The organism is Millisia brevis NBRC 105863 (assembly GCF_001552615.1).
In the GTDB taxonomy this organism is placed as follows: domain Bacteria; phylum Actinomycetota; class Actinomycetes; order Mycobacteriales; family Mycobacteriaceae; genus Millisia; species Millisia brevis.
Genome location: NZ_BCRN01000022.1, coordinates 1 through 20405, shown reverse-complemented (window position 1 = coordinate 20405; position 20405 = coordinate 1). Strand labels below are relative to the sequence as shown.

Genomic DNA, 20405 nt, shown 5'->3' with positions numbered 1-20405 from the left:
AACGCTATCACCGAGCCGTCGTACGCTTGCCGGAAGTCGCCACCAGCAGTTTAGGAAATCGTGAAGCTCAACGAAAAGGCCGTTGCGGAAGCCCTGTACGAAGACCCGAACATACGCACCCGTATCGCCTCACATTACGGAATCGATGATGTCGCCGACGATCCGGTGACGTTTGTTGATGAGGTGGTCGAAAAGCTCAATCAATCTCCATCGCCCGATCCTTTGAGGGGCGTGTCCAACACCGAAGTCTTCGAAGCCTCGGTACGGGCACTCGGCAGCAACTCGCGCCCCTGGGCGACGTTTCTCAAGAACGAGAAGCGGATCTACGAGGCACTCGGAGGCCTCAACCTCGCCGTGGCGCGGCACACCGATCCGACGCAACTGGCGACGCTTCTTTCCGGAACAACCAGAAAGAGAGATGCCGCTGCCATTACCGGATGGGCAAAGCACCTCGCAGATCTGGACGACGAGCAAGAGAACTACTACGACACCGTGCGCGAACTTGCCACCCGGATGAAGGGTGACGCCGCGACCGCAGGCATCACCGATCTGCCGAATGAGCACCTCATGCTGTGCCTGATCGGGCACCTGGTCGATGAGCAGCCGAAAAGCTGGGAAGGACCACCTGCGGAAAAGCTCAAAGGCATGCGTTTTGCGCTCGGCAGCGAGTTCTTCCGCAACCTCGGCTGGAACGGATTCAAACCGGATCGCCACATCATCCGGCTTCTCGACCACTGGGCACCCGAACTGGTCGAGGAGCAACGGCCGGTCGTGGATCGGCTCATCCCGCTAACCGGTCGCAGATCAGCCGAGATCCATCGGATGATGCGGTACTCGCTCGCAGGGATTGCCATCTCCCCCAGCGATGACTATTCCCGCACCGACAATCTCATCTGGTTATTGGGCGCCTACGTCGAGACAAAACGAAAACGTGAGCCCGCGTCCGCCGGCCGATACGTGACGGCTTCCCCGACGAGTCGTCTCGCGTCCGTGGGATCCTGATCGATCTCACTCTCGTCTGTGTAATGGCAGGTATCAGTTCGGTCAGTAGGTGATCGGTGGTCGGAGCGGCCGGTAAGGCGGCGGTATAGCCCGGGTCGATCTCATCCTCGTCTGCGTACACAGCGGGGACCGTAGCCGCGTCCTCCGGCGCGTGCCACGGATGCGGAAACCCTCCGCAACTAACTCCAACTATAGTTGCTATAATCCAACTTTAGTTGAGATAAGGAGGTGTCGGGCATGCAACTGAACAAACCTTTTGCTTCGGTCACGCCGACGCTGGACGGCGACGTGCTCGCGGTCATCGCAGGCGCCGACGTGCCGTTCACAATTTCCCAGATTCAGCGCATCCTCACCACCGCGTCGGGCGAAGGAATCCGCAAGGTACTCACCCGCCTCACCGCTCAGGGCGTGGTGCTCAACGATCGGATAGGCAGGACCAACACCTACCGACTGAATACCGAACACCTTGCGGCCGAGCCGATTGTGGCGCTCTCTCGGCTCAACGCCACATTCCTGAACCGCCTCGAAGAACACCTCACCGACTGGGGCAGCGAACTCCGGTACGCGGCGGTGTTCGGATCGGCGACAACGGGGCGTATGACGCTCGGCAGCGATATCGACGTGTTCTTGGTGCGCGAATCCGAGTCCCGTCCCGACAGCCGTGACAACGAATCGGAGGCGTGGGAGGAGCGGGTCGCTGAACTGGCTCGGCTGGTAACCGCTTGGACCGGCAACGACGGCCGCATCGTCGAGTATACCGAGGACCAACTCGCGGTCGCTGCTGCGGCTGGCGAACCCCTTCTTCGCGCCGTAGCCGAAGAAGGCCTGACCGTGGCCGGAAAGCGGGCGTGGCTGACCCGCCGACTGCACACAGCGGGCAACGCGGGCCCGAGAAGGAGACCGTGATGGCCGGGCAACGCGACTGCGACTCCACCGTCATCTCGGGACGGATGCACAAGGCGACGGAGTTCCTCGATCTCGCCGAGTTCGCGGAGGACACCCATCCCACCGCCGCTGCCGACCTGTACATCGACGCCGGGATCGCTGCTGCGGACGTGATCTGCTGTGTGCGACTCGGCATGCATTCGAATACCGGCAACCACAACGAGGCCCGCGCGCTATTGCAGAAGGCCGACCCCGGTTCCGAGAGATACCTCGCCACCTTGCTCAGTCTCAAGAACAAGTCTGCGTACACGCATGAGCCGATCTCCGCCGCGGAGTGCAAGAAGATGAATCGCGCGGCGGGTCATCTGGTCACTGCTGCCAAGAAGGCCTTGGCAGCAGCGAGGTAGTCGGACCAACCCCGATACAGCAGCGTTCCAGTGCTTTCTCGAACGGAATTGTCCCGTAGCTCTTCTGATTCGAATCCGCTCTGTTCTTGCTGGTCGCGACATGACGGCTTCGCCTGAGGCGACCAGAGCACCTCAATCCGCTGGGAACCCAATCGACGCGGCTTGCGTCCAACAGGGGACAGAAACATGGGGAGGTCTGCATGCCGGACGGCACACAGATGCGTATCGAACCCGGTGCCGCCGACCGGATCGCTCAGGCATTCGACAGACACGCCGACAATCTGGCGGAAGCGTCACGAAACCTGGAACGTGCCACGTACTCGACCGGGTTCGCGGGTTTCCCATCGGCCGGTGAACTGCATGCAGGATTCACGAACAAGGCGCGCGCGGCCATTGACCATCTGAAGGAGCAGATCGACCTGACGCGCAGCTACGCCGCAGAAATCCGCGCGGCGGGCGCCGCCTACATCGAGACCGACTCCACCAACTCAGCCATGATCGGCGAATCGGGAGCAACTGTCAGTCCGGACACCGGATCCAGATGAACAACCAACGCGCAGCACTGGCAACGGCGCTCAGCATCTCCGTACTTGCAGGCTGCGGCACCCCCACCATCTCCGGTTCGGCCACCACAGAACGCCCCGAAAGCCCACCCGTGGCCACCTCGACCTCACCGACCCTGCCCGACGTCACCTTCGATCCCTGTACCGACATCGATGACGCCATACTCCTGAGATTCGGCCTCGAACCGGCGGAAAGGGAACCGGACGTGCTCACCCTCGGCAGGGAAACACTGGTGACATGCGGAGTCCCCGGCGACGAGCGCTCGGTCAGCCTGGTCGCGCAGAACACTCCCTGGGACGACATACCGTTTCAGGTCACCCCACAGGCAATCACCGTCAACGGCCGCGAAGCCTGGTACGTACCCGGTGGGACGAGCGACGCATCGTGTTCGGTTCTCATGCGAACGTCGTTCGGAGCGGTGATCATCAACAGCTCACCGGGCTTGGGTAGACGGCCGGATCCGAACATGGACAGATGTGACGGCGCCCTGGAAATGGCCGAAGCGATCGAACCGCTCATCGACGACGGGACCTGACCTACATTCCCCTGACCGGCAACAACGTCCCCCGAACATCACAACGTGCAGGTGATGGAGATCGGTAGCTGCGTCCGAGACGACGCACACTCGTCCAGGTAAGCGCCCGACTCGAGGGGAACGCAGATGTCGGATCAACTCGCCCATGTGGAGCCGGAGCGGATTCCAGCCGGTGCGCTATGTGCCTTGCGTCGACCACGTCGACGCCATTGAGGACGCCCACTTCATCTACCGCAGGACACGCGTCGGTCGCCTCGTCTTCCTGGCATACACCTCGCTCGTCCGACTACAGAACGGACGCGATGCAGCGGACCGAGCTCTGTCATGGGGTCCCGTCCCGTGTCATTACGAAACGTTCACCGCCCTCGACCTGGCGCAACACTTCCCATCCGTTGTTGCGCAGATCGCGGACGCCCACCACCTCGGTCATCCCTTCCCACAACCGACAGGTCATGACTGGTGCGCTCACGCCGGTGCTGGACACCCCGGCCACGTCGATAGTGTCCGACACAGGCCGGCTCCGTCGCCCTCCTGGTGCGAACCGCGAGACATCCACCGCTCGGGATGGCCAGGTTGTCGGTGTCGATCGTTACTGTCACTACCACGAACCGACGCAGACGACCATGGGATGTGTACATGGACTTCGACGACATCGAAGCTGTCCGGACGCGCCATCCGGCCTGGAGATTGCTGCGTGCCGACAATGCCGGACTGGTCCTGGCGTTTCTCGGCGGCTTCTTCGTGGAGGCGAATCGCGGAGCAACCGCCGGGGTGGAGGTAGCAGGCGCCTTGAACGATCTGCTCGACTCGCTCAACACCGACCCCGACAGTCCACGCTTTCCCAAGGCGGCGGCCGCCTACCTGGACGACTGGTCCGGCGCCGAGGTGGGCTGGTTGCGACGGTTTTATCCACCGGGATCGGATGACGTCCACTACGAGGCCACACCCGCCCTGGAGAAGGCCAACTCCTGGGTGGAATCGCTGCGCGCACGATCGTTTGTGGGCACCGAATCACGATTGCATACCGTCGTGGAATTGCTCCGGCAGATCGTGCACGGCACCGAGACCGATCCGGACGTTCGATTGGCCGAGTTGCGCCGCCAACGCGATGCTCTCGACCGGGAGATCGAGGCCGTGGAATCCGGTGACCTCCAGCTATTGGACGAGACGGGGGTCCGCGACCGCTACCAGCAGCTCTCCGCGACGGCGCGGGATCTGCTCTCCGATTTTCGTGAGGTCGAGGACAACTTTCGCAGTCTCGATCGCGCGGCTCGCGAACGGATCGCCGTCTGGGACGGCAGCAAGGGGGAACTGCTCGGCGAACTCGTCACCGGCCGCACCGACATCTCGTCCTCCGACCAGGGACGCAGCTTCCAGGCCTTCCACGACTTCCTGCTCTCGGATGCGCGGCAGGACGAACTGTCCGGGTTGCTGGCCGCTGTCGACCGTCTCGAAGCCGTCGACTCCGACCGGCGGCTGGGATCGATCCACCACGAGTGGTCCGAGGCCGCCGAACGTGCTCAACGGACCGTGCGTCAGATCTCCGAACAGCTGCGGCGGTTCCTGGACGACAGGGTGTGGCTGGAGAACCGGCGAGTGATCGAACTGGTGCGAACCGTCGAGACCGCCGCGCTCGGCCTGCGTGATCGCGCGCCGGATATCGGCCTCGAGCTCGACCAGGCGGGGGTGGAGATCATGTTGCCGTTCGAGCGGCCACTGTACGACGCGACTCCCGCCACCCGGGTGGACAGCCTTGTCACGCCGACTGCTGCCGAGCAGGCCGACGTCGAGTCCTTGTTCGCCCAGACCTACGTCGACCAGGCACGCCTTGCTCGACGAATCCGAGACATCGTCCCCCGACGGTCCTCCGCCCTGTTGACCGACATCGTCGATCTGTTCCCCATCGAGCAGGGAGCGGCCGAGATCGTCGCCTACCTCGCTCTGGACGACGAGGAGATCGCCGTCGACCTCGACGAGACCGGCGAAACCCTGCTCGACTATTCGGACGTGTCCGGTACCCGACGCCGAGTCCGCATGCCGAAAGTGACGGTGACACGACGATGACCGAGCAACAGGAACACGCGATCGGTTCATCGATCATCCGCCTGATGCAGGGCGTGATCTACCGCGAATCCGACGAGGACACGTGGTTGGCGATCGACCGCCACGTCGGCCCGATCCGGGATCATTTCGCCACGATCGGCGTCGATCTGGTCGTCGACGAGATCGAGGGCTACGCATACCTGCGCTCCCGCCAGGAGGTCGAAGGCGAGGAGCCGCTCCCCCGATTGATCCGTCGCCGCAAACTGACCTACAACGTGTCGCTGCTGCTGGTATTGCTGCGCAAACGCCTGGTCGAGTTCGAAACCTCCGGCGCCGAAGGGAAACTCGTCCTGTCCACCGATCACATGGTCGACACGCTGCGCCTTTTCCTCGCCGAGTCCACCAATGAGGCACGTGTGGTCGACACCGCGGAGTCCACCATCAAGAAGGCCGCCGAACTGGGATTCCTGCGCAAGATCCCCGGGCAGCCCGACCAATGGGAGATCCGACGCATCCTCAAGGCGTACGTCGACGCGCAGACCCTGTCCGACTTCGCCGGGAAGCTGCAGGAATACGCCGGGGCGGTGACTACCGATGGGTGACGGCCTGTTCTCGTCCGTCGACTTGTCGACCGACGAGCGTGCGGGATATCGGTTGCACTCCATCGAGGTCTTCAATTGGGGCACCTTCGACAAGCACGTGTGGTCATTGGAACCGAGTGGGGACACCTCGCTGCTGACCGGCGACATCGGCTCGGGCAAGTCGACACTGGTCGACGCGTTGACCACGCTGTTGGTGCCGGCGCACAAGGTGGCCTACAACAAGGCCGCGGGGGCCGACGCCAAGGAACGCACCCTGCGCAGCTACGTCGAGGGTCACTACCGGTCGGAACGGATCGAAGCCTCCGGCCGCTCCCGCGCGATCGGTCTGCGCGAGGGTGGGCGAACCTATTCGGTCATCCTGGGCGTGTTCGTCAACGAAGGATTCGACGAAACCGTCACCCTCGCACAAGTTTTCCAGCAGCGTGATCGATCCACTCCCGACCGGTTCTTCGTCACCGCCGCCAAGCGTCTGTCGATCAGCAGCGACTTCACGGACTTCGGATCCGATCTGCTCGACTTGCGCCGCCGCCTGCGGGCGGGTGGCGCGACCATCTCCACGGTGTTCCCCGAGTACGGGCGCACGATGCGCAAGATGTTGGGAATCCGCTCGGAGCAGGCGCTCGAGCTGTTCCACCAGACGGTGTCGATGAAGTCGGTCAGCAACCTCAACGACTTCGTGCGCAGCCACATGCTCGAGCCGGCCGACTCGGGCGATCGCGTGCGGGCGATCATCACCCACTTCGAGGACCTCAGCAAGGCGCACGACGCGGTCACACGCGCCCGCGAGCAACTCGAGGCCCTCGCCCCACTGGTCGAGACGTGCGGACAGTACGACCGCGCCGTGGCCGAACGTGACGAACTGGACCGGCAACGCGCGGCGGTCCGCTTGTTCATCGCCGAGTTGCGCATCGGATTACTGACCGGCGAGATCGCAACCCTGGAGGCCCGGCACGCCGAACTGGACGGGCAGCGGTCCGCCTCCCAGCAAATCGCCGCTCGGCTCGCCGGCGAACACGAGTCGCTGATCGAGCAGCGCGCACAGGCCGGCGGCAACCGCATCGGCGAACTCGAACGATTGGCCCGAAGCGCCCGCGAACAGGCCGTCGAACGGCAACGCCGGCGGACACTGTTCGATGCCGCCGTCGCCGATGCCGACCTCCCGGCGATCGAGACCAGGGAAGAATTCCTCGCCCTTGCCGGCGCGCTGCCGGACCGTCACGACGCCACCGCTCGCGAGCTCAAGGTCATCGACAACCGGCTTGCCGGCCTGTTCGGAGAGATCAAGGACCTGGGCGGAAAGCACACGGTAACGACGGCCGAGATCGCCGGCCTGACCAACCGCACCAACAACTTGCCGCAGAGTCACGTGGCCCTGCGCGACGAGCTGTGTGCGGCGCTGGCGGTGCCGACCGACGAGTTGCCGTTTGCCGGTGAGTTGCTCGACGTCACCGACGAGCATGCCGCGTGGCGGGGCGCAGCCGAACGGGTCCTGCGCGGTTTCGCGCTATCGCTGCTGGTACCGCAGACCCACTACGCCGCCGTCTCGCAGTGGGTCAACGCTCGGCGACTGACCCACCAGGGACGCGGGATCAAGCTGGTCTACGAGCGCGTTGCCGAGCGGCAGATTCGTTTGCAGCGCCCCACGGGTGACGGGCTGCTGCTGGCCGATTGCCTCGACGTCAAGGACGGCGCCTTCGAGCGGTACCTGCGACACGAGCTGGGCCGGCGCGCCGACTATCGCTGTGTCGACACGATGGCGCAGTTCCGCGACGAGAAGCGCGCGGTCACCCGCGAGGGGCAGATCAGATCCGGGGACCGCCACGAGAAGGACGACCGCACCCGGGTCGATGATCCGCGCACCTGGGTGCTCGGCTGGGCCAACGAACGCAAGATCGCCGCGCTGGAGGCCGAGGCGGCCGAGCTCGCCGAGCGGATCACCCTCGCCGAAGCCCAACGTGACGACACAGAACGGACACGACACGGCCTTCAGGCCCAACAGATAGCCCTCGGCCGGCTGCGCGACTACACCGACTGGTCCGACCTCGATCACGCTGAAGCCACCGCACGAGCCGATGACGCCGACGCCGAACGCGCCCGACTGACCACCGAGTCCAGCCGACTCGCGGAGATCACCGCCGCACTCGAGCGCAACGCCGCCGAAAGGGACGCCGCCGCCGTGGTGACCGAACGTCTCGCCGGGGAGATCGCCCGGGTGACCGACCGCATCGAGAGCGCCGAACACAAACGCGCCACCGACACCGCCCTCGTCGCCAACCGGGACGCCGACGGTCTCGAAGCCTGTCGTGCGGTCTACCCCGCGCTCACCAATCGGCTGGGACGCAAGGTGCCGATCCGGTCGGACGACTGCACCGACGCATCGGAATTCCTGACCGATGATCTGGACAAGCGCATTCGCGCGGTGGTGCTACAGATCAACGGCTACACCACGTCCATGCAGCAGTACATGGACGGGTTTCTGCGTTCGTGGCCGGAGTTGCGCAGCGACATGGATGCGCACCCGGATGCGCGGCACGACTTCCTCGCCTACCACCAGCAGGTGGCCGGTGACGACCTACCGCGCCACGAAGCGGAGTTCAAACGGCTGCTCAACACCGAAACGATTCGCGAACTCGCCCAGTTCAACAACTGGTTGCGCAGGCAGGCGGACGAGATCGATACCCGCATCGATCGGATCAACGAGGCGCTCGGAGCGATCCCGTACAACCCCGGCCGCTATATCCGCCTCGAGAAGGAACGCACCGACAATCAGGATGTCGCCGCCTTCCGTGCCGATCTCCGCAATGCCACCGACGATGCCCTGGCCACCGACAACGATCACTATTCCGAGCAACGATTCCTGGACGTCAAGCGCATCATCGAACGCTTCCGCGGCCGGGAAGGATACGCCGACACCGACCGGAACTGGACCCGGCGGGTCACCGACGTGCGCAACTGGTTCGTGTTCTCCGCTTCCGAGCGGGACCTCGAGACCGGCGACGAATGGGAACACTACAGCGATTCCGACGGCAAGTCCGGTGGGCAGAAGGAGAAGCTCGCCTACACCATCCTCGCTGCGTCACTGGCCTATCAGTTCGGTCTGGAGTGGGGCGCCAAGCAGTCCAAGGACTTTCGCTTCGCGGTCATCGACGAGGCGTTCGGCCGCGGCTCGGAGATATCTGCCCGCTACGCACTCGACCTGTTCGCGAAGCTGGGGCTGCAACTGCTGATCGTGACACCGCTGCAGAAGGTGCACGTCATCGAACCGTATGTGCGGTCGATCGGATTTGTCGACAACCCGAACGGCACCTACTCGCGGTTGCGCACGATGACCATCGAGGAGTACCGCGAGCAACGCGACCACCCGAATCGATGACCTGGACCGGCCCCGACACAATTGTCGCGAAGGTCAGACGGCGGTGGAACGATGGTTCACTGCTGCGGGCGTATGCCGCGGACGAACCGTTCCCGCGGATCGAGGTGCCGCTGCGTGGTCCGGGCGCGGCGGATATCGGTGATGATCTGACCGCGGTGCGGGCGTGGATCACCAAGCTGGACAATGCTCGTCGCGAGGACGCGCACTACACCCTCGAGTGGGCAACGGTCGGCGGACGGCATATCGGCCGCAATCGGTTTCCGAAGCGAGCGGTGCTCACCGGGTACGAACAGGCCTGGGCACTGCTCGACGTCACCACGCCCGTCGAACGGTTCATGGAGCTGCTGTCAGCGGCGACGCAGCACCCGGCGGCCCGGTCCTGGGCTTTGGCCCACCCGCATCGTGCTCTCGAGCTGGCCGCCGAGTGGCCGCGACTGCTCGCGGCCTACCGATGGCTCGACACCAATCGGGGGTCCGGGCGCTATCTGCGGGAAATCAGCGCACCGGGGGTCGACACCAAGTTCGCCGAACGTCACCGGGCCGTGCTGGCGGCGTTGCTGGATGTTCCGACGTCCGCCTCCGGTTTTCTTGCAGGACTGGGCCTTCGAGCAAAACCCGAGTACGTGCGCCTGCGGATGACGGGCGGGACGATCGCCGGGCTCGCCGTCAGCGAACTGTCGGTACGGGTCGATGAACTTGCCTCGCTGCCGGTATCCCCGCGCACCGTTGTCGTCTGCGAAAACGAGATCACCTACCTGACCGTTCCCGTGCCCGACGCAGGGATGGTGATCTGGGGCAAGGGATTCGACGTGTACCGCCTCGGTCGGATTCCGTGGTTGCTCGACTGCACCATCATCTATTGGGGCGACCTGGATACCCACGGTTACGCGATCCTGGACCGATTGCGCGCGTGGTTCCCGGAGGTCCGATCGATATTGATGGATCGAGCCACGCTGCTCGAACACCGTGACCGGTGGGTCACCGAGGCGAAACCCACGTCCGCACACCTGCCCCGGCTCACCGATGAGGAGAGGGCCGTGTACGAAGACCTGGTCACCGACCGCATCGGCACGCGAGTGCGGCTGGAGCAGGAGGCCATCGACTGGCAGTGGGCGCGATCGCGTCTACCGTAGTTGGCGCCTGAACGTGGACATCCAGTTCCTTCTCACTGCCGTTGCGAGGAGGGCGGCGCTCCGGGAGACCGTCTACCAGACAATGGCGTCGAGGCTCGAAGTAGTTCGACCGATTCAATGCAACTGCCGCTTCAGCGGAACCGTATCAACGAGGCTGGTGCTGCCACCATCTCCGCCACTTCCTGGCTGACTTTCCGTTCAAAACGGGCCCGAGCTATCCACCAGCGCACAACGGCCACCATCAAGTAGACGAAGCCCACGCCAATCGCCAACAGAGACATACCGTATTGAAACGACTGTGCCGCAAAACCTTCGAGCTGCAATGCCCACAAGGACGCGCCAGCCATCCATAGCCCGGCCACCGCGATCTGTGCACCCGTCCAGTACGTCGACTGGTCCTGCTGCCTGATGTTGCGAGCAGCGGCAAGACGTGGGACTGCCTCGCGCCCGACTTGCCGCAGCTCCTTCGCCCATCGGAGGTGACCTTCCTGCTCCAGCCGGTCGGCGGCAGCCACGAGCTGATCCGCGTAGGCGAACTGTTGCTGCAGTTGCCGGAGGCGAGACGGCCCTGGATAGAGCCAGCTGCCCAGCCACTCCCTCACGGGAGGTATAGCGCACACCGCCACACTGGTGCCAACGATGAGCGAGAATATCTGCCAGTCCATACGAGTCCTTCCATGTTCGTTTCCGAAATGATGACACTGTGCGCCGATACCTATTCAGATCGGCAAACAGTTCGAACATCCCGCAGCTGCGTGACGATCGCTGACGAAGCCCAGCGCCGATATCACTGTCGTGCTGCCTCATTCATGGCGCTGCCACCGGCGGACGTACATAGCACGCAGGAGGATTGCTGTGAGTACCGGCTTCCTCACGACCTGCTGATCTGGATTGTCTCTCGGCCCTGGCCTCCTCGATTCTCTCGATGCTCCTGTTTGCCGCCGACACGATCCGCCTCGCGTCTGCGGGATCCATGCCGTCCGGATCGGCGAGAGTCATGTCGATAGTCTCGTCACCCGACTTCACGGCCCCCGGTTCCAGAGCGGCCAGCTTGTCCAGCCGCCCGTACGTCATATCGTCGAGGCCGCGGACGAGGTCGGACAGCTGCTCGAGAACAGCGATAACGTCTCGCCGTTCGGGTGGCGTCATCAGATCCCACGACAGGCCGCTCACAGCCCGCTCGAGTTCCTCGGCGGCCTCGTAGGCCAGGTCGATCTCATCCTCGTTTATGTACATGGCAGGGACCGTAGCCGCACCCTCCGACAGGTACCGCGGATGCGCTTTTGCGGCAATGGAATTCATGAGGTCGAGTATCGCTAAACCCGGGTTGTCAAGTTGGTTGTCCACAACCAGCGGCGATCTTCGGGTTATCCCCGGGGAACCCGAAGACTGAGGAACCTCTGATGGCGTTCGACGAGAAGCTCGCGGTTCGCAGAGATCGGATTCTCAGTCGTGTTCCGCCTCGGGAGGACTGTCCACATGACGGCTTCGCCCGACCGGCTGGAGAACCCCATCCGCCGGGAACCCGATCGACGTGGGGTGCGTCCAACAAGGGACAGAAACATGAGGAAGGACTGCATGCCGGACGGCACACAGATGCGTATCGAGCCCGGCGCGGGTTTCCATCGCCGACGAACTCCATGCAGGCTTCACGAGAAAGGCGCGCCTGGCCATTGACCATCTGCAGGAGAAGATCGACCTGACCCGCCACTACGCTGCAGAAATCCGCGCGGCCGGGGCCGCCTACATCGAGACCGACTCCGCGAACTCAAACCTGATCGGCGACGCGGGAGCCGCTGTCAGTCCGGACACCGGATCCAGATGAACAACCGGCGCGCAGCACCGGCAATGGCGTTCGCCATCTGCGTGCTTGCAGGCTGCGGCACTCCCACCATCTCCGGTTCGGCCGCCACAGAACACTCCGAAAGCTCGCCAGCCATCGCCACCTCGACCACGCCAACCTTGCCCGAAGTTACGTTCGACCCCTGCACCGACATCGATGACGCCATACTTCTGAGATTCGGCCTCGAACCCGCGGAAAGAAGGCCGGATGTGCTTACCTTCGGCAGGGAGACAGGGAGACAGCGGTGTCATGCGGGGTCATCGGCGACGAACGCTCGGTCACCCTGGTTGCGCAGAACACCCCATGGGACGACATTCCTTTTCAAGTCACCCCCCACGCGATCACCGTCAACGGACGCGAAGCCTGGTACCCGGAAGCCTGCACGACAACGGATGCTCGGTTCTCATGCGAACGTCGTTCGGAGCCGTGATCATCAACAACACCCCGAGCATGGGCAGGCGGCCCGATCCGACCATGGACCGCTGCGATGGCGCCCTCGACATGGCCGAAGCGATCGAACCGCTCATCGACGACGAAAGATGACGGGCCGACGCATCCCACGATCGGCGATAACGTCCCTGAACACCACAATGTGCAGTCGAGCCAGATCCGTAGCTGCATCCGAAACGGCGCAGACTCGGCCAGGTAGGCTCCGCCCACGAGGGGGAAGTCAGATGTCCGATCAACTCACCTACGTGGAACCGGAGCGGATTCCGCCCGTGCTCTACGTTCCTTGCGTCGACCACGTCGGCGCCATCGAGGACGCACAGTTCAGCTACCGCGAGACACGCGACGGGCGCCTCGCCTTCCTCGCATACACCTCGCTCGACCGACTACACAACGGACTGGGCGACGAGCAGCCGTGGGTTCTCATGCCCCTGGCTGCCATCAACGCCCAGTACGTCCACCGGCCCTGGGATCTGACGATGCTCGATCTCAACGTTCCACGGAACCGTCGGCCGGAGTGGAGCAGTTGAGTACACCCGAAAGCTCCTCCAGCATCATCGTGGATCCGGAGGAGCTTCGCCGCGTCATTGCCGACATGGACACAGCACGCGGCGCTTTCGACAGCTGCGCGGCGTCGATGCCCGATCCCGCTGGTACCGGCTGGGCCGAAGAGCTGATCGCGTCGATCCTCGCTGCCGTCACAACGTCAACCACCGAAATACTCGTCGAGAACGACGTCCTTTCGGTGATCGCAGATCAGTGCAACCGCAACTACGTCGACGCCGATACCGAGGAAGCGATTGACCTGCTGCTATCCGGAGACGCCGAGTGAACCCGCCTCTCGAGACTCGTATCGATGGTGATGCGGGCACTATCGAAGCGGCAGCTTCCTGGTTGAGGTCCACGATGTGGGATTCGGCCCGGACGTTCACCGAGGCGACGGACGCGCACCGCTCGCGAGCAGACGCATCCTGGGATGCGCCCGCGTCCGAGTCGTTCCGCCATCACCTCACCCTCCTTTCCGATGGTGTGGAAACACTCTCGACAGCGGCGGAGAACCAGGGAGTATCACTCGACGCGCTCGCTGTGGCCCTGCGCAGAGCCCGGGACCAAGCAAGTGCTGCGCGCGAGAAAGCAATGCATGCAGGCTTGGAAATTGAGGGCACGCTCGTGCACCATCCCGGCGTAGGTCCGGCGGCACCATCGCCCTTGTCGAGCAACGCTTCACCTGCCGCAGTTGACCACCACGAACTGGCGGCAGCCGAATACAACAGGTATCAAGGGCTGCTGGCCGCCTGGAACACGGCCGCAGAGGAAGTCCGCACAGCTATCGACGGATGGGACGACGCTTTGCTGGCCGCGGCATCACGCTGGCAGTCGAATGCCGGCAATCTTGCAACTCTGGCCCAAGGCTTCCTCGCCGGCGGCAGCAGCACACTATCGGTCGCGGCAAACGCATATGCCATGCAATCCAAAGCCGATCTCGCCGAGTTACGCATCTCCGGGGCTCGATCGCACGTCCAGGCGCTGACCAATCCCGATGGAACGACCCGCGGACCCAACAGTGCGATCAACGACCACCTCAACGATGTCACCGCTGCACAGAACGACGCCAGGGCCGCACGAGCGGCGTTGGACGAGGTCGGCCCCTCCGCGCGGGTAACCCGAATCATGAACGGCCTCGGCTTTTTCGCGACCGGCTATGCCATTGGAGACGATCTGGCCAATGGAAAGTCGATCCCGCAGGCGGTCACCTCGAATGCCGCGGGTATGGCTGCGGGGTACGGAATCGGAGCTGCCGGCGGCTGGGCCGCCTCTGTGGTTGCGGGAGCCGCCATCGGATCCATCGTCCCCGGCGCAGGCACCATTGTCGGTGCAGGGACCGGCGCCGTCGTGGGCTCCGTGGCCGCCATCGCAACGTCGGGGATGGTGGACTCCGTTTGGGAAAAAGGCGATTTCAGCACTGAGACGATCCGAGACGGTGGACGCGAAGTACGCGATACATTCGTTGACGCCGGCGGGTTGGTCACCGATGGATGGAAGGCGCTCTTCGACTGATGATGTGCCTGAAATGGATGGAGCACAGGTGGTTCGCCATACCGATGGTGGCGTTCACTCTCGTGCTGGGCGCGGTGTTCATTGCGTCGTCAATCGTCACTATCGGTGACGGCGACCCTTGGCTGTCATGGGGACTGCCGGTCGGGTTCTTCATCCTTGCCAGCGGTCACCACCTATTCGAAAGACACCTTCGGCGACCCGAGGCACCTACGATTCACCCGAGACCCGGCTGGAGTTCGGATTCCCGTGAATCGAGTGCAACTGCGCGTCATTCTCACCATCGGTGTCGGCCTGACTCTCCCCGGCGTGTGGGGTCTCGGCGTCGTCGCCGCCGCCGGCGCCACGTGGTGGCCATGGCTCATCCCCACCGCACTGTTCGCACCCATGGTTCTCATCACCGCCCGGTCGATGGCGCGGCGGCCGACGCTCGTCCTCCACCCCCACACCATTGAGCTCATTGGGCCATCCTCGGACAGCGCTGTCGCATGGGACGACGTGGACATGATCGTTGCCTTGGGCGAGCCGCCACTCGAACAGCTCAACATTGTCGTCCGGCCGGGGGCACCGAGTTGGCGGATCCGAACGTTTCGGTTTGCCGCCAAGATGAGCGTGAACAACAGCAACCTGCTCGCGATGCGCGTTGGCGAGCTGTGGGCACGAGACCGAGAGATGGTCACTGTACTGTGCCCGGTGCTCGACCTCTATCGCCGCGAACCCGGACTGCGATCGGAGCTGCTCAGCGAGGCGTTCGAACTCCGGATCGACTCTCAGCGCGCGAGTTCCCTGGCTTTCTCTTGATCCGACCGTTCGCGCAGCTGCCCAGCCGCCGATCCGCGGGACGCGAAACGCGGCTGGGTCACTTCAGTGACAGAGCGAGGGAACGCAGTCGACGGCCGCTGCGTCCAATACTCAGAGCCGCTGACGATGGAGATAAAACGGTGCCCGATGGTGAAACGCTTCGGATCGAACCCGGCGCAGCGGAGCGCATCGCTCGAGCCTTCGACACCCACGCGAAGAACCTGGCGCAGGTCGCTGATCGACTGCGGAACGCCGGCTACTCCACGGGGTTCGCAGGATTCCCGTCCGCGATGGAACTCGATGAGGGCTTCAAGAACAAAGCTGACCTCGCAATCGCCCATCTACAGAGCCAGGCGAAGGTGAGCCGCGAATACGCCGCAAAGCTTCGCGCAGCCGGAGCCGCCTACACCGAGACCGATACCACAAACTCCACAACAATCCACGCCGCAGGCGACGAAGTCACCCCCGAATCCGGACCTCGATGAAAGGTCTCTACACCGCCGCCGCGATCTGCATGGCAGTCACCATCACCGGCTGCACCTCCGCCGAGACCACAACCGGTAGCACCGACACTGCAACCCCACCACCCGTGACCACGGCGGTGTCCACCACACCCGCACTGCCCGAGGTCACCTTCAACCCTTGCGACACAATCGATGACGCATTGCTGGTGCGGTTCGAGGTCGACCCCGCCGAACGCGACCGACACGAATTCTCCCTCGGCAGGGAAGACATCCTCGCCTGCAACATTCTCGGAGAACACCGCACGATCAACATCGTCGCCCAGAACACCCCCTGGGACGACATCCCCTTCCGGGTCGCCCCGCAAGCCATCACCGTCAACGGGCGCCAAGCCTGGTATGTCCCCGGCGGCACGAGCGAAGACTCGTGCTCGGTGCTTATGCGTACCGACTTCGGAGCGGTGATCGTTGAACACACCGTGCGCCGCGGTGGAACCACGGACCCGAACATGGATCGCTGCGACAGAATCATGGAACTCGCCGAAGCTGTCGAACCTCTGATCGACAACGAGAACTGAGGGCGCTCACCGTCGGAGGTCGCTCGACAGCTATTGACCTCGGGGCGGCACGGCGTTGTGCGTCACCGGTTCTGCGCGGCCCTGTCCTCCAGGACCACCCGCTCGCCCGCGTTGCCGGTTCGCGCGGCCGCCTCGGTGAACGCGTCCGCGGCCTCGGCATGGCGCCCCGCACGTTCGAGCAAGTCGCCACGAACGCTCGGGAGTAGCACAGAGCGGCCCAGCGACCTCGGATCGACGGCGTCGAGGATGGCGAGTCCGGCTGCCGGACCGAACGCCCGACCATGGGCGACGGAGCGGTTGACCTCCACGACGGGACCGGGCGCGGCTTCGGCCAGGATGTCGTATAGCTCGGCGATCCGGGTCCAGTCGGTGTCCTCGGACCGCTTCGCGCGAGCATGCTGGGCGGCGATCGCGGCCTGCAGGAAGTATCGGCCAACTGGCTTGCCGCGCGCGGCGAGCCGTTCGGCGTTCTCCAGGGCGGTGAGGCCTTGCCGCATCATCGATCGATCCCACCGACCGCGGTCCTGCGCCTCCAACAGCACCGGCCGACCAGCGGCGTCGAGCCGGGCGTCCGTTCGCGACGCCTGGATCTCCAGGAGAGCAAGCAGGCCGAGCACCTCGGGCTCGTCGGGTGTCAGCGCGGCGAGCATGCGGGCGAGGCGCACCGCCTCAGCAGTGAGGTCGGGGCGCATCCAGTCCTCCCCGGAGGTCGCGGTGTACCCCTCGTTGAAGATCAGATAGATCACCGCCATGACGTCGTCGAGCCGCTCGGTCCGCTCCGATCCGGTGGGTAGTTCGAACTGTGCGTGCGCCTCGGCCAGAGTCTTCTTTGCACGGGAAATCCGCTGCCCCAACGCGGATTCGGCGGCCAGGAAGGCGCGGGCGATCTCGGCGGTAGTCAGCCCGCCGACCAGGCGCAGCGTCAACGCAGCACGAGACTCAGGTGTCAGCACCGGGTGGCAGGTGAGGAAGATCAGCCGAAGCACGTCGTCCTCGATGTAGTCGAGCCGAGACGCGATGTCGGGCATCGTCTCCTCCTCACCGGCGCGCACGTGTTCGATCTCGGCGACCTTGCGACGCAGGGTGTCCGCGCGCCGAAAGTGGTCGACGGCGCGGCGCTTGGCGGTGGTCATCAGCCATGCGACAGGGTTGTCCGGCACGCCTGCGGTCGGCCATTGCTCGAGGGCCGCGACCAGCGCGTCCTGGGCGAGGTCTTCGGCCAGGCCCACGTCGCGGGTGATCCTGGTGAGCGCGCCGATCAGGCGGGCGGACTCGGCCCGCCAGACGGTGTGGACGACCACGCTCGGTTCGTCGGGACGGGTTTGCGGCGGCACCAGGCCAGGGTAGTGAGAACCGGCCGCCACCCGCCGATCCCGGCCGAACAGGCGCAGGATCGACGGGCCGGGTGGTCACTCCTCGGGCGCGTCGGGGCCGGTCGAGATCTGGCGCAGCGTGGAGATCACCGTGACCTCCGGCCAGTACTTCGCGTGCAGCTCGGCGAACGACTGCTGGTCGGCGGCCGCGTCCTCCACCGTCGGGTACTCCAGAATCGACCAGCCGCCGACGACCTCCTTGCCCTCGGCATACGGGCCGTCCACGCGCGTCACCTCGCCCTTGCGGACGACGTAGTTCACCGCATCCTCGGTGCCGTAGAGGCCGCCGCCGTCGAGGAAGATCCCCTTCGCCGCGCGTTCGCCGATGTACTCGTCCATCGCGTCGAACAGCGCCTTCGGAGGCGTTCCGATGTTCTCTTCCATCCGTACGAATCCCATGAAACGAGGCATGTGGATCACTCCTTTGTGGTTGCTGATGTGGTCTCTCGCACCTACGTCGAACGAGCATGCCGGGCTTCGACATCGAACCTAAGGATTTTCTGGTGGATCACCATCGGTGATCTGGTCGACGGCAGGATCGGACGGCGCGACCAGGGCGGAGCGGGGCTCGGCCGCACAAGCCGGTTCGACCGCACCCGAGGATCAGTCGCGGCGCACCCGAGCGGAACCATCCGGATGAGTGACGGGCCGAAGATCAAGCTGGGCGATGCCGACGAAATCGTCGGGGTTGCACGTGTAAAGCGGTAAGCCATTGGCGATCGCGGTGGCTGCGATCAACGCGTCATAGGCTCGAACGGCAAGCTTGCGTCCCGAGGCGCGCAACGAGGCGGCCACACCGCCGAACGCACGAGCACTCTCGGCATCGAATGGGAGTACCTCGAAGTCCGCCTCGGCTTGCTGAAGATGCTGCTGACGGACACTGCGATCCGCTTCGGTCCGCGCGACGTGCGGGCCTACCGACAACTCGGCAAGCGTCACGGCCGTGATGGTCGACTCGTCGGGCAGTTCATCGGCGTTGTTGAGTCGGCCCAACAGGATCACCGTCGACGTGTCCAGCACTCCCCTGCCGGCATCACGCGCTCCGCTCACAACGACGAGTCCAACACGTCGTCCACATCTGCCCGGAAAACGACAGGGTCCATGGCCGGAAGGTGTCGGCGACGCCGAATCAGTTCCTCGGCGCTGACGCTGCGGCGACGCAACGGGCCGAGTTCCGCCACCGGAGTTCCGTCCCGCGTCACCACGACACGTTCGCCGCGCTCGACCCGACGCAACACTTCACCGCCGTTGTTGCGCAGATCGCGGACGCTTACCGTTTCGGTCATCTTCCGACTGTATCACCGGTGAGACACCAGTCGCCGCCATCGACATGCCGATCGAGCATCAGCTGTCATGGCGTTCCCGGTCGGCCGGACGTGGTCCGGCCGCCATGGACGCAGAGGTCAAGGCACCTCATCTGTCGGGAACCCGATCGACGAGAGCTGCGTCCAAGAGAACGGACAGACCAACGAGGGGGCCTTCATGCCGGACGGAACACAGATGCGTATCGAACCCGGCGCCGCCGAGCGCATCGCCCAAGCGTTCGAGACACACGCGGAGAATCTGTCAGCCGTTTCACTGCAGCTGAAACGCGCTACGTACTCCACCGGCTTTGCAGGATTTCCATCGGCGGACGAACTCGACGTGGGCTTCACGAACAAGGCACGCCTAGCCATCGACCACCTAAAGGAGCAGATCGACCTGACGCGCCGCTATGCCGCAGAAATCCGTGCGGCCGGTGCCGCGTACATAGAAACCGAGTCCGTGAACGCAGCCGGGATCGAGGCAGCGGGAACCGCCGTTAGCCCGGACACTCTTCCCGGATGAACAAGCAGCGGGTGACGCTGGGAACGGCCCTCGCAATCGGCGTGCTTGCGGGCTGCGGGACGTTCGACGTTTCGGACGCGACCATCGAAGACCGAACCGAATCTTCGCCCGTCGTCGCCACCGCTACCACGCCCGTGCTGCCCAACGTTGCGTTCGACCCCTGCACGGCCGTCGATGACGCCATACTCCGGAGATTCGGACTCGAACCCGCGGACAAGGAGCCAGATGAAATTGTCATCGGCAGAGAAACGATAGTCGGATGCGGAATCATCGGCGACGAACGCGCGGTTGACCTCATAGCGCAGAACACTCCGTGGGAACAGATTCCCTTTCAGGTCACCCCGTATGCGGTCACTGTCAACGGACGCGAAGCCTGGTATGTACCCGGCGGCACGGATGATGAATCGTGTTCGGTTCTCATGCGAACTTCGTTCGGAGCGGTGATCGTCAATAACAGCCCCGGATTGGGCAGGCGA

General features: G+C 64.3%; 25 protein-coding genes. 17 read left to right on the top strand and 8 right to left on the bottom strand.

The window, feature by feature from the left end:
* Positions 1-60 precede the first annotated feature (60 nt).
* From MB1_RS22410 to MB1_RS22390, 5 genes are all read left to right on the top strand, one after another.
* Positions 61-1002 carry a hypothetical protein gene (locus MB1_RS22410; protein WP_157084277.1) on the top strand — a complete coding sequence of 314 codons (942 nt, stop codon included), beginning with the start codon at positions 61-63 and terminating at the stop codon, positions 1000-1002.
* 237 nt (positions 1003-1239) lie between these two features.
* On the top strand, positions 1240-1908 hold the full coding sequence (locus MB1_RS22405) for a nucleotidyltransferase domain-containing protein (protein ID WP_066912895.1): 669 nt from the start codon (positions 1240-1242) through the stop codon (positions 1906-1908).
* The gene (locus tag MB1_RS22400) at positions 1908-2294 is read left to right on the top strand and encodes a hypothetical protein (RefSeq protein WP_066912893.1); all 387 of its coding nucleotides are present in this window, start codon (positions 1908-1910) and stop codon (positions 2292-2294) included. Before MB1_RS22405 ends, MB1_RS22400 begins: the two co-directional genes overlap by 1 nt.
* Positions 2295-2494: 200 nt before the next feature.
* Positions 2495-2839: a hypothetical protein gene (locus tag MB1_RS22395; protein WP_157084275.1), complete on the top strand. Its 345-nt coding sequence runs from the start codon at positions 2495-2497 to the stop codon at positions 2837-2839.
* Positions 2836-3393 (top strand): DUF3558 domain-containing protein, encoded by a 558-nt coding sequence (locus tag MB1_RS22390; protein ID WP_084352461.1) that lies wholly within the window; start codon positions 2836-2838, stop codon positions 3391-3393. Before MB1_RS22395 ends, MB1_RS22390 begins: the two co-directional genes overlap by 4 nt.
* Positions 3394-3715: 322 nt before the next feature.
* Here the strand turns inward: MB1_RS22390 and MB1_RS26685 are convergent, their stop codons facing one another.
* The gene (locus MB1_RS26685) at positions 3716-3904 is read right to left on the bottom strand and encodes a type II toxin-antitoxin system Phd/YefM family antitoxin (RefSeq protein WP_245650316.1); all 189 of its coding nucleotides are present in this window, start codon (positions 3902-3904) and stop codon (positions 3716-3718) included.
* A gap of 125 nt (positions 3905-4029) precedes the next feature.
* Between MB1_RS26685 and MB1_RS22385 the strand changes: the two genes are divergently transcribed.
* The 4 genes from MB1_RS22385 to MB1_RS22370 are packed head-to-tail and all read left to right on the top strand — an operon-like array spanning position 4030 to position 10544.
* On the top strand, positions 4030-5457 hold the full coding sequence (locus MB1_RS22385) for a DUF3375 domain-containing protein (RefSeq protein ID WP_066912887.1): 1428 nt from the start codon (positions 4030-4032) through the stop codon (positions 5455-5457).
* Entirely contained in the window at positions 5454-6038 is a 585-nt protein-coding gene (locus MB1_RS22380) for a DUF4194 domain-containing protein (protein ID WP_066912885.1), read from the top strand. Before MB1_RS22385 ends, MB1_RS22380 begins: the two co-directional genes overlap by 4 nt.
* Positions 6031-9411 carry an ATP-binding protein gene (locus tag MB1_RS22375; protein ID WP_066912884.1) on the top strand — a complete coding sequence of 1127 codons (3381 nt, stop codon included), beginning with the start codon at positions 6031-6033 and terminating at the stop codon, positions 9409-9411. The genes MB1_RS22380 and MB1_RS22375 overlap by 8 nt, the downstream gene beginning before the upstream one ends.
* Positions 9408-10544: a Wadjet anti-phage system protein JetD domain-containing protein gene (locus MB1_RS22370; protein ID WP_066912883.1), complete on the top strand. Its 1137-nt coding sequence runs from the start codon at positions 9408-9410 to the stop codon at positions 10542-10544. The genes MB1_RS22375 and MB1_RS22370 overlap by 4 nt, the downstream gene beginning before the upstream one ends.
* Positions 10545-10675: 131 nt before the next feature.
* Here MB1_RS22370 and MB1_RS22365 read toward each other — a convergent pair whose 3' ends face one another.
* The 3 genes from MB1_RS22365 to MB1_RS25810 all read right to left on the bottom strand — a co-directional run bounded on the left by MB1_RS22365 (position 10676) and on the right by MB1_RS25810 (position 12541).
* Positions 10676-11209 carry a hypothetical protein gene (locus tag MB1_RS22365; protein ID WP_066912881.1) on the bottom strand — a complete coding sequence of 178 codons (534 nt, stop codon included), beginning with the start codon at positions 11207-11209 and terminating at the stop codon, positions 10676-10678.
* Positions 11210-11351: 142 nt separating this feature from the next.
* Positions 11352-11780 (bottom strand): hypothetical protein, encoded by a 429-nt coding sequence (locus MB1_RS22360; RefSeq protein WP_066912879.1) that lies wholly within the window; start codon positions 11778-11780, stop codon positions 11352-11354.
* A 563-nt stretch (positions 11781-12343) separates the two neighbouring features.
* Entirely contained in the window at positions 12344-12541 is a 198-nt protein-coding gene (locus tag MB1_RS25810) for a hypothetical protein (RefSeq protein ID WP_218000297.1), read from the bottom strand.
* Between the two features lie 520 nt (positions 12542-13061).
* On the opposite strand from MB1_RS25810, the gene MB1_RS22355 reads away from it, so the two are divergent.
* The 6 genes from MB1_RS22355 (at position 13062) to MB1_RS22330 (ending at position 16729) form a co-directional block, all read left to right on the top strand.
* Positions 13062-13364, top strand: a complete 303-nt coding sequence (locus tag MB1_RS22355) for an SAV_915 family protein (protein WP_066912877.1) — start codon at positions 13062-13064, stop codon at positions 13362-13364.
* Positions 13352-13666, top strand: a complete 315-nt coding sequence (locus tag MB1_RS22350; RefSeq protein WP_066912875.1) for a hypothetical protein — start codon at positions 13352-13354, stop codon at positions 13664-13666. Before MB1_RS22355 ends, MB1_RS22350 begins: the two co-directional genes overlap by 13 nt.
* Positions 13663-14892, top strand: coding sequence for a hypothetical protein (locus MB1_RS25805; RefSeq protein ID WP_157084272.1), 1230 nt, complete (start codon positions 13663-13665; stop codon positions 14890-14892). Before MB1_RS22350 ends, MB1_RS25805 begins: the two co-directional genes overlap by 4 nt.
* A 255-nt stretch (positions 14893-15147) precedes the next feature.
* On the top strand, positions 15148-15690 hold the full coding sequence (locus MB1_RS26145; protein ID WP_066912871.1) for a hypothetical protein: 543 nt from the start codon (positions 15148-15150) through the stop codon (positions 15688-15690).
* A gap of 140 nt (positions 15691-15830) precedes the next feature.
* Positions 15831-16175, top strand: a complete 345-nt coding sequence (locus MB1_RS26140) for a type VII secretion target (protein WP_066912869.1) — start codon at positions 15831-15833, stop codon at positions 16173-16175.
* Positions 16172-16729, top strand: coding sequence for a DUF3558 family protein (locus MB1_RS22330; protein ID WP_084352457.1), 558 nt, complete (start codon positions 16172-16174; stop codon positions 16727-16729). The genes MB1_RS26140 and MB1_RS22330 overlap by 4 nt, the downstream gene beginning before the upstream one ends.
* A gap of 62 nt (positions 16730-16791) precedes the next feature.
* Here MB1_RS22330 and MB1_RS22325 read toward each other — a convergent pair whose 3' ends face one another.
* From MB1_RS22325 to MB1_RS22310, 4 genes are all read right to left on the bottom strand, one after another.
* Complete coding sequence (locus MB1_RS22325; protein ID WP_066912865.1) at positions 16792-18063, bottom strand: RNA polymerase sigma factor; 1272 nt, start codon at positions 18061-18063, stop codon at positions 16792-16794.
* Positions 18064-18138: 75 nt separating this feature from the next.
* On the bottom strand, positions 18139-18513 hold the full coding sequence (locus MB1_RS22320; protein WP_066912957.1) for a YciI family protein: 375 nt from the start codon (positions 18511-18513) through the stop codon (positions 18139-18141).
* A 192-nt stretch (positions 18514-18705) separates the two neighbouring features.
* Positions 18706-19152: a type II toxin-antitoxin system VapC family toxin gene (locus MB1_RS22315; protein ID WP_066912863.1), complete on the bottom strand. Its 447-nt coding sequence runs from the start codon at positions 19150-19152 to the stop codon at positions 18706-18708.
* Positions 19149-19388, bottom strand: coding sequence for a type II toxin-antitoxin system Phd/YefM family antitoxin (locus tag MB1_RS22310; protein WP_066912861.1), 240 nt, complete (start codon positions 19386-19388; stop codon positions 19149-19151). Before MB1_RS22310 ends, MB1_RS22315 begins: the two co-directional genes overlap by 4 nt.
* A 214-nt stretch (positions 19389-19602) precedes the next feature.
* On the opposite strand from MB1_RS22310, the gene MB1_RS22305 reads away from it, so the two are divergent.
* Together MB1_RS22305 and MB1_RS22300 are read left to right on the top strand one after the other, a co-directional pair.
* On the top strand, positions 19603-19929 hold the full coding sequence (locus MB1_RS22305) for a hypothetical protein (RefSeq protein WP_157084270.1): 327 nt from the start codon (positions 19603-19605) through the stop codon (positions 19927-19929).
* Positions 19926-20405 (top strand): DUF3558 family protein (locus MB1_RS22300; RefSeq protein ID WP_066912858.1); only part of this gene is annotated, 480 nt, incomplete at its 3' end. The genes MB1_RS22305 and MB1_RS22300, both read left to right, overlap by 4 nt.

Excerpts from the sequence above, each read along its gene's own strand:
- MB1_RS22405 (WP_066912895.1), top strand. The coding sequence starts at position 1,240 with ATGCAACTGAACAAACCTTTTGCTTCGGTCACGCCGACGCTGGACGGC.
- MB1_RS22400 (WP_066912893.1), top strand. The coding sequence starts at position 1,908 with ATGGCCGGGCAACGCGACTGCGACTCCACCGTCATCTCGGGACGGATG.
- MB1_RS22395 (WP_157084275.1), top strand. The coding sequence starts at position 2,495 with ATGCCGGACGGCACACAGATGCGTATCGAACCCGGTGCCGCCGACCGG.
- MB1_RS22390 (WP_084352461.1), top strand. The coding sequence starts at position 2,836 with ATGAACAACCAACGCGCAGCACTGGCAACGGCGCTCAGCATCTCCGTA.
- MB1_RS22385 (WP_066912887.1), top strand. The coding sequence starts at position 4,030 with ATGGACTTCGACGACATCGAAGCTGTCCGGACGCGCCATCCGGCCTGG.
- MB1_RS22380 (WP_066912885.1), top strand. The coding sequence starts at position 5,454 with ATGACCGAGCAACAGGAACACGCGATCGGTTCATCGATCATCCGCCTG.
- MB1_RS22375 (WP_066912884.1), top strand. The coding sequence starts at position 6,031 with ATGGGTGACGGCCTGTTCTCGTCCGTCGACTTGTCGACCGACGAGCGT.
- MB1_RS22370 (WP_066912883.1), top strand. The coding sequence starts at position 9,408 with ATGACCTGGACCGGCCCCGACACAATTGTCGCGAAGGTCAGACGGCGG.
- MB1_RS22365 (WP_066912881.1), bottom strand. The coding sequence starts at position 11,209 with ATGGACTGGCAGATATTCTCGCTCATCGTTGGCACCAGTGTGGCGGTG.
- MB1_RS22360 (WP_066912879.1), bottom strand. The coding sequence starts at position 11,780 with ATGTACATAAACGAGGATGAGATCGACCTGGCCTACGAGGCCGCCGAG.
- MB1_RS25810 (WP_218000297.1), bottom strand. The coding sequence starts at position 12,541 with ATGTCGGTGCAGGGGTCGAACGTAACTTCGGGCAAGGTTGGCGTGGTC.
- MB1_RS22355 (WP_066912877.1), top strand. The coding sequence starts at position 13,062 with ATGTCCGATCAACTCACCTACGTGGAACCGGAGCGGATTCCGCCCGTG.
- MB1_RS22330 (WP_084352457.1), top strand. The coding sequence starts at position 16,172 with ATGAAAGGTCTCTACACCGCCGCCGCGATCTGCATGGCAGTCACCATC.
- MB1_RS22320 (WP_066912957.1), bottom strand. The coding sequence starts at position 18,513 with ATGCCTCGTTTCATGGGATTCGTACGGATGGAAGAGAACATCGGAACG.
- MB1_RS22310 (WP_066912861.1), bottom strand. The coding sequence starts at position 19,388 with ATGACCGAAACGGTAAGCGTCCGCGATCTGCGCAACAACGGCGGTGAA.
- MB1_RS22305 (WP_157084270.1), top strand. The coding sequence starts at position 19,603 with ATGCGTATCGAACCCGGCGCCGCCGAGCGCATCGCCCAAGCGTTCGAG.